We start from the raw sequence: 12,664 nt of genomic DNA, 5'->3' as shown, positions 1-12,664 counted from the left end.
TCGAGGATGGCGAGCGGCTGTTGCCGCTCCCCTGGAAGATCAATCGATCAGTGCCCGCGTTTCCGCAGTTTCTGGATTGCAGCCAATTGAGCGATCGCTTCGCTGAGCTCGGCCTGGGCCCGGGCATATTCGATGGCGGAGGAGCGGTCTTTCATGGCCTCTTCCGCCCGCTTCTTGGCTTCTATGGCCTTCAATTCATCAAGATTGGCCCCGCGCACGGCAGTGTCAGCCAGGATCGTTACCACGTCCGGCTGAATTTCGAGCATGCCGCCGGATACGTAAACCAGCTCTTCTTCTTGCAACGGTGCCTTGATACGGACCGAGCCCGGTTTAATGCGGGTCAGCATCGGCGTATGTTGAGGATAAATGCCGACCTCCCCCGCCTCTGCCGGCGCAACCAGAAATTCAGCGGGACCGGAGTAGATGGACTCCTCCGCGCTGACGATATCAAGGTGGAATACGCCCATTTTAGTTACCATTCACTCCCATTGGTCGGCTCGCGTATGTCTCATCAATAAATATTAGTGAGTCGAGATTTATCAGATTCTATTGCAGGGTCTTGGCCTTTTCGACCGCTTCGTCTATACCGCCAACCATGTAGAAAGCCTGTTCCGGCAGATGGTCGTAATCGCCCGCAACAATGCCTTTGAAGCCTTTAATGGTCTCTTTCAGCGGTACGTACTTGCCGGGCGAACCGGTAAATACTTCCGCCACATTGAAAGGCTGCGAAAGAAAGCGCTGAATTTTTCGGGCCCGTGCAACAGCCAGCTTGTCCTCGGGCGAAAGCTCGTCCATACCCAGAATCGCAATAATGTCGCGCAGTTCCTTGTAGCGCTGCAAGGTCTGCTGAACGGCACGCGCGGTACTGTAGTGCTCTTCGCCGACCACAAGGGGATCAAGCTGCCGAGACGTGGAGTCGAGCGGATCCACTGCGGGATAAATCCCCAGCGAGGCAATATCGCGCGATAGCACCACGGTTGCATCCAGATGGCCGAATGTCGTCGCGGGAGAAGGATCGGTCAAATCGTCCGCCGGCACATAAACGGCTTGAATCGACGTGATTGATCCTGATTTGGTCGATGTAATCCGCTCCTGAAGGCGGCCCATTTCCTCCGCCAGAGTCGGCTGATAGCCCACCGCGGATGGCATCCGGCCCAGCAAAGCGGATACTTCAGTACCTGCAAGGGTATATCGATAAATGTTATCGACGAAAAGCAATACGTCGCGGCCTTCGTCCCGAAAATATTCCGCCATGGTCAGACCCGTCAGCGCAACACGCAGCCGGTTACCGGGTGGCTCATTCATTTGCCCGTAAACCAGCGCCACTTTGTCCAGAACGTTCGAATCCTTCATTTCGTGGTAGAAGTCGTTGCCTTCCCGTGTCCGCTCACCTACACCCGCAAACACCGAATAGCCGCTGTGTTCAATAGCGATGTTGCGGATCAGTTCCATCATATTGACAGTCTTGCCGACGCCCGCACCACCAAACAGGCCCACCTTACCGCCTTTGGCAAAAGGACATACCAGATCGATAACCTTGATGCCGGTTTCAAGCAGCTCCGTGGAGGCGGACAGCTCATCGAAGGCAGGCGCCTTCCGGTGAATCGACATGGTCTTTTCCGCGTCGACGGGTCCCATCTCGTCTATCGGCCTCCCCAGAACATCCATGATCCGGCCCAAGGTCTTGATACCCACCGGGACCCGGATCTGGTCGCGGGTGTTCGACACCATCATGCCACGGCGAAGCCCGTCCGAGGATCCTAGCGCAATGGTGCGCACCACGCCATCGCCCAATTGCTGCTGCACCTCAAGCGTGAGCTCCGTTCCCTCAAGCACGAGTGCATCATAAACTTTTGGCATTTCTTCGCGCGTAAATTCGACATCAACCACCGCGCCGATACACTGAACAATTTTTCCCTGGTTCATGTTGTTCCTTAAGTTTCCGAATCAAATTTATTAAACTGCTGCCGCGCCTCCGACGATCTCGGACAGTTCCTTCGTGATCGCGGCTTGGCGGGACTTGTTGTAGATGAGCGTCAATTCGTTGATCACGTTCCCTGCATTGTCCGATGCCGCTTTCATAGCAACCATCCGCGCGGATTGTTCGGACGCCATGTTTTCCGTCAAGGCCTGGTAAATGAGCGCTTCGACGTACCGGACCATGATGTCGTCGATGACAGGCTTGGCTTCGGGCTCATAAATATAATCCCATACTCCCCGTTGCCCTTTGGGTCCGTCGCCGGCTTTGAGACGCTCGTCAGAAAGCGGGAGCAACTGCTCCATTACGGGCTCCTGTTTCATGGTGTTGACAAATCGGGTGTAGAAAATATACACGCGATCGAAGCGATCCTGCGTATAACCATCCAGCAGTACTTTTACCGCGCCAATCAGTTTTTCCAGGTCCGGCGTGTCGCCCAGGCTTACCACATGTGAAATCACGTTGGCACCGATCCGGCTCATGAATCCGAAGCCTTTGTTGCCGATGCAGGATACCTCGATCTGCTCGCCCTCTGCTTCCCACGCTTTCATCTTGTTCACGGCCATGCGCAACACGTTCGTGTTGAGGCCACCGCACAAACCCTTATCCGACGTCACCACGACAATACCGATCCGCTTGACCGAATCCCGGTCAATCAAAAATGGGTGACGATACTCCGTATACGCTCGACTCATATGCGCGGCCACATTTCGGATCTTTTCCCCATAAGGGCGTGCCTTCCTCATGCGTTCCTGTGCCTTGCGCATTTTGGATGCCGCCACCATTTCCATGGCACGCGTAATTTTTTGCGTATTTTTTACGCTTTTTATTTTATTGCGTATTTCTCTGCTGCCAGCCATGAATTAATAGGTTCCGTTCTTTTTGAAGTCCTGAATTGCGGCATCGAGCTCCTTTTCGGTGGCCGCGTCAAGATCCTTGGTCGTTTCTATCTTATCCATAATGTGGGCATATTTGCCCCGTATGAAGCCTTTCAACGCCGCCTCAAACGCCAGCGCGCGCTTTACCTCGACATCGTCGAGATATCCCTTATTCACCGCAAAGAGGGTGATTGCCATTTCCGATACGCTCAAGGTGGAATATTGCGGCTGCTTCATCAGTTCGGTCACCATTTTGCCGCGTTCCAATTGCTTGCGGGTGGCTTCGTCGAGATCGGAGGCAAACTGCGCGAAAGCCGCAAGCTCCCGATACTGCGCCAGTGCCAGGCGCACGCCGCCGCCCAGCTTTTTGATAACCTTGGTCTGTGCCGCGCCGCCAACGCGTGAAACCGAAATGCCCGCGTTGATAGCCGGACGAATGCCGGCATTGAACAGATCCGATTCCAGAAAAATCTGGCCATCCGTAATCGAAATAACGTTAGTTGGAACGAAAGCCGTGACGTCGCCCGCCTGAGTCTCGATCACCGGAAGCGCGGTAAGCGAACCCGTCTTTCCTTTGATCGCGCCATGGGTGGCCTTTTCGACATACGCTGCGCTGACCCGTGCAGCACGCTCCAACAGGCGCGAATGCAAATAAAACACGTCCCCAGGATAAGCTTCCCGGCCGGGAGGACGCCGCAGTAATAGCGAAATCTGCCGATAAGCCCATGCCTGCTTGGTCAAATCGTCATAAATGATGAGCGCATCTCGACCAGAGTCGCGAAAGTATTCACCCATGGTGCAGCCGGAATAAGGCGCAATGAATTGCATCGCCGCCGACTCCGATGCCGTGGCAGCCACGACAATGGTATATCCCATCGCCCCGTGCTCTTCCAATTTGCGGACAACGTTGCTGATGGAGGAGGCTTTCTGCCCGATCGCAACATAGATGCAAGTCATGTTCTCGCGCTTCTGATTGATGATCGCGTCTATTGCTACCGCTGTCTTGCCTGTCTGGCGGTCGCCAATGATTAATTCACGCTGCCCTCGCCCGATGGGGACCATTGAATCGATGGATTTCAGCCCGGTCTGCACGGGCTGATTCACCGATTGGCGCCAAATCACACCGGGCGCAATTTTTTCAATTGGCTCGGAACGCTTAGCATTGACGGGGCCTTTTCCATCTATCGGCTGCCCCAGCGCGTTGACCACGCGGCCTATCAGTTCCTCGCCCACGGGCACTTCGAGGATACGGCTGGTACACTTGACCGTATCGCCTTCGGTAATGTGCTCATACTCACCCAGAATCACCGCTCCGACCGAATCACGCTCAAGATTAAGCGCAAGGCCATACGTGTTGCCGGGAAACTCCAGCATCTCGCCCTGCATCACGTCGGAGAGACCATGGATACGCACGATGCCGTCGGTTACTGAAACAATAGTCCCCTGAGTGCGGACCTCCGCGGTTTCGGCAAGCCCTTCAATTCTGCTTTTGATCAGTTCACTAATTTCGGATGGATTTAAATGCATTTCAAATAACTCCTAGCTTTTGAGCGCGACAGCCATGGCTTCCAGTTTACCTCGCACCGAGGCGTCAAGCACCTCGTCACCGATTTCAACTTTTACGCCGCCTATCAATTCCGGATCGATACTTACCTTGGGTTCTATTTTGCGCTTGAACTTGGCCTCGAGGTCAGTGACCAAACCCTTCAACTGAGCCTCGCTCATGGGAAATGCGGAAATGATGTTTGCGTCCAGCACACCTTCGTGGCGTGCACGAAGCTGCTCAAACAGCTCGCTTACCTCGGGCAATATTTCAACCCGGCCATTCTCCGCCAATAGCAGGACGAAGTTGCGGCCCTCGTAATTGAGCTTGTCACCGCATATTCCGAGTAACAGCTCGCCTAAACGCCTGGCTGAAAATTCGGGATCACCGATGAGCGCACGAATGCGCTCGTCCGAAGCTACCGCTGCCGCAAGCTGCAACATATCCGACCAGGCAGCCAGTTCACCTTTAGCTTTTGCCAGCTTGAAAACGGCTTCAGCATAAGGCCGTGCGATGGTACGGACTTCAGCCATTGTTTAAAGCTCCGCTTTGATGGAGGCAAGCAGATCAGCGTGGGTCTTCGCATCCACTTCGCGACGCAAAATTTTTGAGGCCCCCGCCAAGGCAAGGTCCGCCACCTGCTGACGCAGCGCTTCCCGTGCGCGAAATACTTCCTGCTCGACCTCCGCCTTCTTACCGGCGAGAATACGGGCACCTTCATCCTCGGCCGCACCTTTGGCTTCATCAACGATCTGGGCGGCGCGTTTTTCTGCCTGAGCAATGATATCCGACGCTCTCTGCTTGGCGTCTCTCACCACGTCCGCGGAGCGTTGGCTGGCCAGCTCCAGTTCGCGCTTGCCCCGCTCGCCCGCAGCCAGACCGTCGGCGATGGTTTTCTGACGGGTTTCGATTGCGCGCATCAGCGGAGGCCACACGAACCTGACCGTGAACCATATAAATATGGCGAACGCCATTGCCTGAGAAATAAGCGTGAAGTTGATATTCATGGCTAGCCTTTTACGCCGAACACAGGCAATTTATTTGATGACGGCCAGCAACGGATTGCCGAACGCGAAAAGCATCGCCAGACCGACACCAATAATGAATGAGGCGTCGATCAGCCCGAGCAGCAGGAATACTTTGCCTTGCAGGGTCGGAATCATTTCCGGCTGACGTGCAGCACCCTCAAGAAAGCTGCTGCACATGATGCCGATGCCGATACATGCACCCGCAGCGCCAAGGCCGATCATCAGACCGATACCAATGCCCGTGTAGGCCTGAATCATCGCCAAGTATTGCAAATTGTCCATCTCGTTTTTCCTCTCGTGGTAGTGAATAGTAAAGGGTAGCCAAACAGCACCGAATCAGTGGGACTCGTGTGCCATGGAAAGATAAACGACCGTCAGCATCATGAAAATAAATGCCTGCAGCGTTACGATCAAAATATGGAAAATGGCCCATCCTGCGCCGAGCAGTGTTCCAAATACCGTGCCGGACAGGCCTGTGGCGGCCCACATGCCGAGCAACAGAAAAATAATTTCCCCCGCATAAATGTTTCCATAAAGACGCAGGGAGTGAGAAAGGGGTTTGGAAACATATTCGACGAGGTTGAACAGGATATTGACCGGCCACAGCAGGGGATTTTTGCCGAACGGGGAGCACACCAGTTCATGTATCCAGCCGCCCAGCCCCTTGACCTTTATGTTGAAAAAAATCATCAGCAACCAGACCGAGAGCGCCAGCGCGAAAGTGGTGTTCACATCGGCGGTAGGAACGCTGCGCCAGTTGTGCAGACCCAGCCGTTCGTATATCCAAGCCATGATATCGACCGGCAGGAAATCCATTGCGTTCATCATGAACACCCAGATAAATACCGTGAGCGCAGCCGGTGCGACAAACGCGTGCCTGTCACCATGGAACGCGCTCTTGACCTGCTCATCGATGAATTCGACAGCCAGTTCGACAAACGCCTGCCGCTTGCCCGGAACCGCCGATGTCGCGCCGCGCACCACCCATCCCAGGAAGCCGAAGCTCACGATTCCGGTCAACAACGCCATTACCAGCGTATCGACGTGCAGAGTCCAGAACGCACCATCTCCTATCGAACTGGTCAAGTTCGTCAGATGATGGGACATATATGAGGTTGGAGTGACTTCTGTGCCTGATGCCATTTATTTACCTATCAAACTATCTGAACCGGGCAACCCTTGCGTCATCCGTCACGAACAACGCCATTCCGAAAATCAGGACGGTAAGAGCGAACGTTCCGATAAACCCGACCGCAACCACATCTTTGTAAAGCGTCATGACAAGCCAGAGCAGCGTGATCATGACAACGATCTTGACCGCTTCGGCCTTGACCGCCGTTATCAATACTCCACCGGCGGTGGCACCGCGGTAGCGGGAAACAATTGCCGCAAAAGCCGCAGCAGAAACAATGCTTACGAATCCCCCTAGCAATGCTGAGGCCGCAGCGTGAATTCCCCACATCAGGCCGAGGATCAAGACCATCGCCAGAGTGACAATCAGTTGCCAACGCATGACGATGCGCACCGGCTTGTTTCCTATCCAAGGCATATTTTGGCGTCAGTCAGAAGCAACGGCTCAGCGTGACGTTGAGCTTGCTGGAACTCTGTTTTCGGAAGACCTGATTGTTCCCGGAAGACCTGATGTTGTATTCCCTGGCCGGCGACCCTACCGGTACTTCTTCTGGATCATCCGAAAAGGCGAAAACGCACGGGATTTAAATTGGCTATTAATTATTAATAGTACTCAATGGCCGTGTTTCAAATTGGCCGTGTTTCAAATCACGCGGATTTTAATCTGCTTGAGCTTGCCAGTCAATGGAAAGTGCTCTGCAATAAGACACAGCCACTAAAACCCGGCAGCCAGTAATGCTTATGATAGCCTTAATGGACAATAATCTCAGCCTGTTCGCATCTTCTCCAGCTTTCCCGCCCGGCAGTTCAGCATACGTTCACGCCGCCGTTATGCCCCTGTTTTTGTTAGCCTCCGCTTTCGGCTCCGCTTCCCATCATTTATCCGGCGCTCGGTAAAATTCAACGAAGAAGCGAACGGAGCCGACGGGTTCCACGCTATGCGGGACTTCTGGCGCAACAATTCCGAGCTTGTCCGCGGATAACTCGGTGTCGACCCCCAGGGCCGGCACGCGATAGCGCAGTTTTCCCTCTGCCACCCTGATTTTCGCCCAAACGCCTGCTTTTGTTGAGTGGTCTTTTCTCAACGCGGCCGGGACCGATTCTTCAGTAAAATCGGATGTTCGTTTGTATGCGATAAAGTTATCCGGCAGTTCCAGGTTATCGCACCGCACGCAGTTGAGCATTTTCCCGATCATACCTCTGCGTCCCTCTTCGGACGTCACCCAGGGACGATTGATAAACGGAGGCTTATGCCGGACATGTTGCGGATGTCCGCAACCGAGAATCGCTATGGGATCTCCTTGGTTGTCCACTTCAAATGCCGTAATCGGTCGTTCCATAACTTGATTGATGGGTTCCATTCAGGGTTTGTTTATTAATGTAAATATCGCCGGGCCCGAGAGTCAACACACAACGACCGTCGGGCAGCAATTGATCCGCCTGCTCATGTAATTACACGATTTCAGGTGTAGCAAGCATATTACGAGCCATTTGCAAGGTGAAACGCGCCAATCCCCGGCCCCAAGGGGTAAATCGCGGCAATTGGAATACATCGCAATCCTTTTTGGCCACGCCATAAGCGGTCGAAACCGCCCCATCAAAGCCCAGGCCTTTGAGAATCCTGACGTGATCCGAAAGATAATCTCGTCCGGGCTTTCCGTTCGGGTAAGCAAAAAGACGTACCGGTGCGCGCGTTATGCCCTCAAGCATTTCCTTGCCCTGAGCAATCTCGGCTCGAGCTGTATTATTTTCCATGCCTGACAGAATGGGATGGTTGGCCGTGTGTCCGCCGATTTCCATCCCGGCTCGATGCAAGACCCTGACTTGGTCCGAAGTCATCATCAGGTTACGCGGAGGAAGAACGGGAACAAGCGTACACATGGCTTCCACCTTCGCCTTCCGGGACTCCAAACCCATATACTTGAGCTCACCCAAAAGGTAATGAATGGCCTGCCTGCGTTGGGGGATGCTCCCGATCTGAAATTGTCCCAGCCCTACACTGCTGAGATCGAGTTCAGGCCCCGGCGCACGGCGAACCAACTCGATCACGGTATCGTTCCACATCCGGCCGCCATCAAGGAAACTGGAGGCCACAAAAAAGGTCGCGTGCAGGCCATGCTTTTGCAGGATCGGCAACGCAATCTCCGCATTATCGGCGTAACCGTCATCGAACGTAATGCATGCCGCACGGGACGGCAGCTTTCCACGGTTGAGGCCCTGCACCGCATCGATGAGAGGGATCACGTTAAAGCAAGCGACAAGCTGCTTCATTTGCTGATCGAAGTTCACCGCATCACTTTCATCCGGAAACAAGGTGTCCGGATGAGGCAACACACGGTGATAGATCAGTATGGACAAGCGGCTGTCTCGCCCGCCGGGCGATAACAGGCTCAGGAGCGTGCGGCTCGGCAATGAGGTCCAAGGCCGGATAGTCCTGGATGGGCCTTCCACATAGCCCGATTCATGCGCGGCCATATGCTAGCCCCATAATCGCAGCCAGATTAAGATCTCTGCGCGGAAATTGTCCATTCTACTGCCCATGAGATTAAGCCGAATCCCGGGTAATCGTTGGCGACGGGGATGGATTCAATTGCCCGATTTTTGGTGAAGAGCTCATGCCCTTTTTAGTGACCGATGAAGCTCTTTCCTTGAGTTCCTTTTCCACCAGGACTCGAGTCGCCACCATAGCCCCCATAAGGTAGTAAGGCACGTCAAAATAAAGCAGACTCAGGAATGTGCCACCCACGGCAAATCCCACCAGACTCACCTGGATCATGGTCGCAAGATTTGAGGCCCATCGATATTCCGGCTGATTTGCCGTATTGCGAATAATCCATGAACCTGTTCGCCAGGTCGCCAAGCCGAGTAGCAGATATAAACCCAAACCGAAAAAACCATGCTCACCGAGCGCCTGAAAATAAATGCTGTGCGCAGCATGAAGATCCTCCGGATTCGGAGCATAGCGATAAAAAAGCTCGGGTGTGATGACCTCAAATCCTCCGCCAATCGGCCGATCCTTGGCCAGGTTGTAGGCCATCCACCAGGCATTGAAACGGCCTTGAACGGAGCCGTCCTCCTCATACGTATTGATGGTATCCATTCTTTCCGTCCACTTCTCAGGCATGAATGCGAGGGCCGGCGGAATAGCCAGGACCAACAGCATCGCAATGCGAACCTTATGCTGGCTCTTAAGCCATAGAAACAAGCCCATCGTTGCGATTGCCAGCAAAGCGCCACGGGAATAGGAACCGAGGGCCGCGAGCGCGGAAAGCAGCATGGCCACTGTCAGACTGTGACGCACCCAAGTTTTCTGTGCAGTCGTTTGAAGGTAGTGCATCAGGGGTATGATCATGATAAGCGCAAGAGCGATTTCGTTGTTCCCTCCAATAAAGGTGCCCTCCGGCCCCAATACCATATCCACGCCCCCGCTTACTATGGTGAAAAGTCCGCCCTTGACACCGTAATAACCCAGTGAGACGACCGTTACCACAATGAGGAGCTGTATATGTTGTTTTGTCTTTATGAGCATGAGCGTCACGAGCGTCATCAGCATGATCTTCATGACCTTGTTCCACTGGGTGTACGATTCCTCCGGGTAAAGAGCGAAAATCGTGGTCACGTTCATCCATAGAATGAAAATGATGAATATCCACGTTACAGAAGTTAGAGGCAGGTTTTTCGGCTCCTTCGTAAAGAGAACGGCCAATATTGTCACTGCCGCTATGATGGCGGCAAATGGGAATGTGGTGGCAAATCCCCACCCTTGAGTATGTGGATTCATGACGCTGATCCACACCCACAACAGCGCGCCAACATATGGCTTTTTGAAGACGGAAGGCAGGAAACCGAAAACGATCAGGGTAACAAGAATGTCTCTCATTGTTTACTGCCAGGCATAAGCATTAACTGATGCATTTATAATGCACAGAAAAGAAGGGGCTGTTAAGCGGATCAACATAAAATCATGATGAGCTGACCCCATTGATTACGAGTCACGCATAGGGTTGTCACCATCAGCTGAGCCATGGAGCCTCGCCCCTGGACGGTTTTGAAGTCCTCTTCCATGCCCGTCGCTCGAAATTCCACTGAAGATACTGCGCTGCTTTAAATATCCGATCACCTGCCCGATACACTCTTCAAGCGGCAGCTCGCCCGTTCGTATGACCAATTCTGGATTCGTCGGTGCTTCATAAGGCGATGAGATTCCTGTAAATTCTTTTACTTCACCGGCCCGTGCGCGCTTGTAAAGTCCTTTTACATCGCGCTGCTCGCACACATCGAGGCTGGCATCACAGAAAATTTCGATGAAATCGCCATGCGGAAAAATGCTGCGTGCGCGTTGACGATCGGCGCGAAACGGCGAAATGAACGCCGTCATTGCGATTACACCCGACTCGACCAGCAACTTGGCTGCCTCGCTTATGCGCCGGATGTTTTCGGATCGATCCTGAGCCGAAAAGCCGAGATCAGAGCACAAACCTTGGCGCACGTTATCACCATCCAGCACGAAGGTACGGCAGTCGAGTTGATAAAGCCTATCTTCCACCGCATGAGCCAGCGTGGATTTACCCGAACCGGAAAAACCCGTAAACCACAACACCACAGAACGATGTACATTCAATTGCTCTCGGTGGGACCGTGTAATCGTAGCGCTGTGCCAGACTATGTTGGGACTCACTGGGTTGGTGCTTCTACTCATGTCATCAGTCTACAAGGTTCCTGCTTGGGTTGGCGACCTGCCGAATCAATACTTGCAATCAGTACAGCCTAACACCCCAAGAGACACGTTCGAGCTTGAAATAGCGGGGAATTGTTTGTGCTAATAGAATTTTGCAGCTAAAACTGACGCGGTAAAATAATGCACTAACGCGACTGGGGAGCGGACTCACCTTCGGTCCCAGGAGCTTGCATCCGAAGCATGAGGCTGACCAGGATGGAACAAAATAATTATTGCATCAAGCGGGTACCGGCACAACTCGAATTTTGCGTTGTCTCGTGGGATACTGCCTTGGCTACCATTGCCAAAGTTTTCGTTTGCGTGCCTTGATATTTAGCCTGTGATAATGTTCGCCAAGAACATGCAGCCGCCTTTATTTGGATAACCAGGAAACTTGGGTGAGAAATAATAACGCATTGATCATTCTGGGAATGCATCGCAGCGGCACGTCGCTATTAACAGGACTGCTAAGTCAGGTCGGCGTGAAAATGGGAAAAAGTCTGTATGCGCCTCAGAAAGGGGTTAATGAAAAAGGATTTTGGGAGCATGAAGATATCGTCGATACACATGATGAGCTATTGCTCGCGCTGCGTTCACAATGGGACGATCTGTTGCCCTTGGGCGATGAATGGTGGAAATGGGACATTGTTCAACCGTTTGCAGATCGGCTGAGCAACCTTGTCAACCGGGATTTCTCGGACGCCTATGCCTGGGCCCTCAAAGATCCAAGGATGTGTCGCCTGTTACCGTTATGGTTTCCGATCTTTACGTCCCAAGGTGCAAGAGCAACCTTTATCTGCATGAACAGAAACCCGTTTGAAGTGGTCGCCTCCTTACAAAAACGGGACGGTTTTTCCAAAGAGAAAGCGTTGGTTTTGTGGTTAAGCCATTCTCTCTCCGCCGAGTTTTATTCCAGGGGACAGCCACGGATTTTTATCGATTTTGATCAAGTCGTCAAAAATCCTGCCCAGGTATTACTGAAAATAGAACAGGAAGCCAACCTTGTTTTTCCAATATCTGTAAAACAAGCGAGCGAAAAAATTGAAGGCTTTGTATCTCCTGGTCTTCGGCATCACAAGGCCGATGCGTCACTTGAGCACATGCATGAAGGGTTATCGTCGATGGCTCACGAGTTGTACTACGCTTTCAATAAACTGGCTGGCGAAAATGAGGGCTCATATGAATCGATCGACAGTATCGCAGCGCGTTTTATGGCTTATCGGAACAATTGGAGCCTGGAATTAGTCGAGCAGATCCGCTATCTCAATCAGGAGCGCGCCGACTATAGAGGTAAGTTCTTTCGAGTTTACCACTCGTGGAGTTGGCTGTTAGCCAAGCCTGTTTGGTTAATCGAAAAATTGTTGCGCAAATACTGAAACGAACGCAGAG

At 52.9% G+C, this 12,664-nt stretch carries 14 protein-coding genes; 1 reads left to right on the top strand and 13 read right to left on the bottom strand.

Annotated features, from left to right (window positions below; genetic code table 11):
- Positions 1-47 precede the first annotated feature (47 nt).
- From BMX00_RS00355 to cysC, 13 genes are all read right to left on the bottom strand, one after another.
- A complete protein-coding gene (locus BMX00_RS00355) occupies positions 48-467 on the bottom strand; it encodes a F0F1 ATP synthase subunit epsilon (protein ID WP_090825697.1) in 420 nt (139 codons plus the stop codon).
- A gap of 79 nt (positions 468-546) precedes the next feature.
- Positions 547-1,926: a F0F1 ATP synthase subunit beta gene (gene atpD / locus BMX00_RS00350; RefSeq protein WP_090825695.1), complete on the bottom strand. Its 1,380-nt coding sequence runs from the start codon at positions 1,924-1,926 to the stop codon at positions 547-549.
- Positions 1,927-1,956: 30 nt separating this feature from the next.
- Entirely contained in the window at positions 1,957-2,838 is an 882-nt protein-coding gene (gene atpG / locus BMX00_RS00345; RefSeq protein WP_090825692.1) for a F0F1 ATP synthase subunit gamma, read from the bottom strand.
- Between the two features lie 3 nt (positions 2,839-2,841).
- Positions 2,842-4,383: a F0F1 ATP synthase subunit alpha gene (gene atpA, locus BMX00_RS00340; protein ID WP_090825689.1), complete on the bottom strand. Its 1,542-nt coding sequence runs from the start codon at positions 4,381-4,383 to the stop codon at positions 2,842-2,844.
- A 12-nt stretch (positions 4,384-4,395) separates the two neighbouring features.
- Positions 4,396-4,932 carry a F0F1 ATP synthase subunit delta gene (locus tag BMX00_RS00335; RefSeq protein ID WP_090825686.1) on the bottom strand — a complete coding sequence of 179 codons (537 nt, stop codon included), beginning with the start codon at positions 4,930-4,932 and terminating at the stop codon, positions 4,396-4,398.
- A 3-nt stretch (positions 4,933-4,935) separates the two neighbouring features.
- A complete protein-coding gene (locus tag BMX00_RS00330; protein WP_090825683.1) occupies positions 4,936-5,406 on the bottom strand; it encodes a F0F1 ATP synthase subunit B in 471 nt (156 codons plus the stop codon).
- A 30-nt stretch (positions 5,407-5,436) separates the two neighbouring features.
- Entirely contained in the window at positions 5,437-5,709 is a 273-nt protein-coding gene (gene atpE / locus BMX00_RS00325) for a F0F1 ATP synthase subunit C (RefSeq protein ID WP_004180856.1), read from the bottom strand.
- A 54-nt stretch (positions 5,710-5,763) separates the two neighbouring features.
- Complete coding sequence (gene atpB, locus BMX00_RS00320) at positions 5,764-6,570, bottom strand: F0F1 ATP synthase subunit A (RefSeq protein WP_090825680.1); 807 nt, start codon at positions 6,568-6,570, stop codon at positions 5,764-5,766.
- Between the two features lie 16 nt (positions 6,571-6,586).
- Positions 6,587-6,976 (bottom strand): ATP synthase subunit I, encoded by a 390-nt coding sequence (locus BMX00_RS00315; protein WP_090825677.1) that lies wholly within the window; start codon positions 6,974-6,976, stop codon positions 6,587-6,589.
- A 457-nt stretch (positions 6,977-7,433) separates the two neighbouring features.
- Positions 7,434-7,919, bottom strand: a complete 486-nt coding sequence (locus BMX00_RS00310) for a DUF3565 domain-containing protein (protein ID WP_245727462.1) — start codon at positions 7,917-7,919, stop codon at positions 7,434-7,436.
- A 91-nt stretch (positions 7,920-8,010) separates the two neighbouring features.
- The gene (locus tag BMX00_RS00305) at positions 8,011-9,033 is read right to left on the bottom strand and encodes a polysaccharide deacetylase family protein (protein WP_218141456.1); all 1,023 of its coding nucleotides are present in this window, start codon (positions 9,031-9,033) and stop codon (positions 8,011-8,013) included.
- A gap of 70 nt (positions 9,034-9,103) precedes the next feature.
- Entirely contained in the window at positions 9,104-10,438 is a 1,335-nt protein-coding gene (locus BMX00_RS00300; RefSeq protein WP_090825674.1) for a putative O-glycosylation ligase, exosortase A system-associated, read from the bottom strand.
- A 105-nt stretch (positions 10,439-10,543) separates the two neighbouring features.
- Positions 10,544-11,236, bottom strand: coding sequence for an adenylyl-sulfate kinase (gene cysC, locus BMX00_RS00295; RefSeq protein WP_245727460.1), 693 nt, complete (start codon positions 11,234-11,236; stop codon positions 10,544-10,546).
- Positions 11,237-11,706: 470 nt separating this feature from the next.
- Here cysC and BMX00_RS00290 point away from each other — a divergent pair, with 470 nt between their 5' ends.
- On the top strand, positions 11,707-12,651 hold the full coding sequence (locus tag BMX00_RS00290) for a sulfotransferase family protein (protein WP_143053012.1): 945 nt from the start codon (positions 11,707-11,709) through the stop codon (positions 12,649-12,651).
- Positions 12,652-12,664: the final 13 nt, after the last annotated feature.

It is taken from the genome of Nitrosovibrio tenuis (assembly GCF_900109785.1).
Taxonomy (GTDB): domain Bacteria; phylum Pseudomonadota; class Gammaproteobacteria; order Burkholderiales; family Nitrosomonadaceae; genus Nitrosospira; species Nitrosospira tenuis_A.
This window is presented reverse-complemented; position numbering and strand designations above follow the sequence as displayed.

What these genes read in the sequence shown, in the direction of transcription:
- BMX00_RS00355 (WP_090825697.1), bottom strand. Translation starts at nt 467, where the DNA reads ATGGGCGTATTCCACCTTGATATCGTCAGCGCGGAGGAGTCCATCTAC.
- atpD (WP_090825695.1), bottom strand. Translation starts at nt 1,926, where the DNA reads ATGAACCAGGGAAAAATTGTTCAGTGTATCGGCGCGGTGGTTGATGTC.
- atpG (WP_090825692.1), bottom strand. Translation starts at nt 2,838, where the DNA reads ATGGCTGGCAGCAGAGAAATACGCAATAAAATAAAAAGCGTAAAAAAT.
- atpA (WP_090825689.1), bottom strand. Translation starts at nt 4,383, where the DNA reads ATGCATTTAAATCCATCCGAAATTAGTGAACTGATCAAAAGCAGAATT.
- BMX00_RS00335 (WP_090825686.1), bottom strand. Translation starts at nt 4,932, where the DNA reads ATGGCTGAAGTCCGTACCATCGCACGGCCTTATGCTGAAGCCGTTTTC.
- BMX00_RS00330 (WP_090825683.1), bottom strand. Translation starts at nt 5,406, where the DNA reads ATGAATATCAACTTCACGCTTATTTCTCAGGCAATGGCGTTCGCCATA.
- atpE (WP_004180856.1), bottom strand. Translation starts at nt 5,709, where the DNA reads ATGGACAATTTGCAATACTTGGCGATGATTCAGGCCTACACGGGCATT.
- atpB (WP_090825680.1), bottom strand. Translation starts at nt 6,570, where the DNA reads ATGGCATCAGGCACAGAAGTCACTCCAACCTCATATATGTCCCATCAT.
- BMX00_RS00315 (WP_090825677.1), bottom strand. Translation starts at nt 6,976, where the DNA reads ATGCCTTGGATAGGAAACAAGCCGGTGCGCATCGTCATGCGTTGGCAA.
- BMX00_RS00310 (WP_245727462.1), bottom strand. Translation starts at nt 7,919, where the DNA reads ATGGAACCCATCAATCAAGTTATGGAACGACCGATTACGGCATTTGAA.
- BMX00_RS00305 (WP_218141456.1), bottom strand. Translation starts at nt 9,033, where the DNA reads ATGGCCGCGCATGAATCGGGCTATGTGGAAGGCCCATCCAGGACTATC.
- BMX00_RS00300 (WP_090825674.1), bottom strand. Translation starts at nt 10,438, where the DNA reads ATGAGAGACATTCTTGTTACCCTGATCGTTTTCGGTTTCCTGCCTTCC.
- BMX00_RS00290 (WP_143053012.1), top strand. Translation starts at nt 11,707, where the DNA reads ATGCATCGCAGCGGCACGTCGCTATTAACAGGACTGCTAAGTCAGGTC.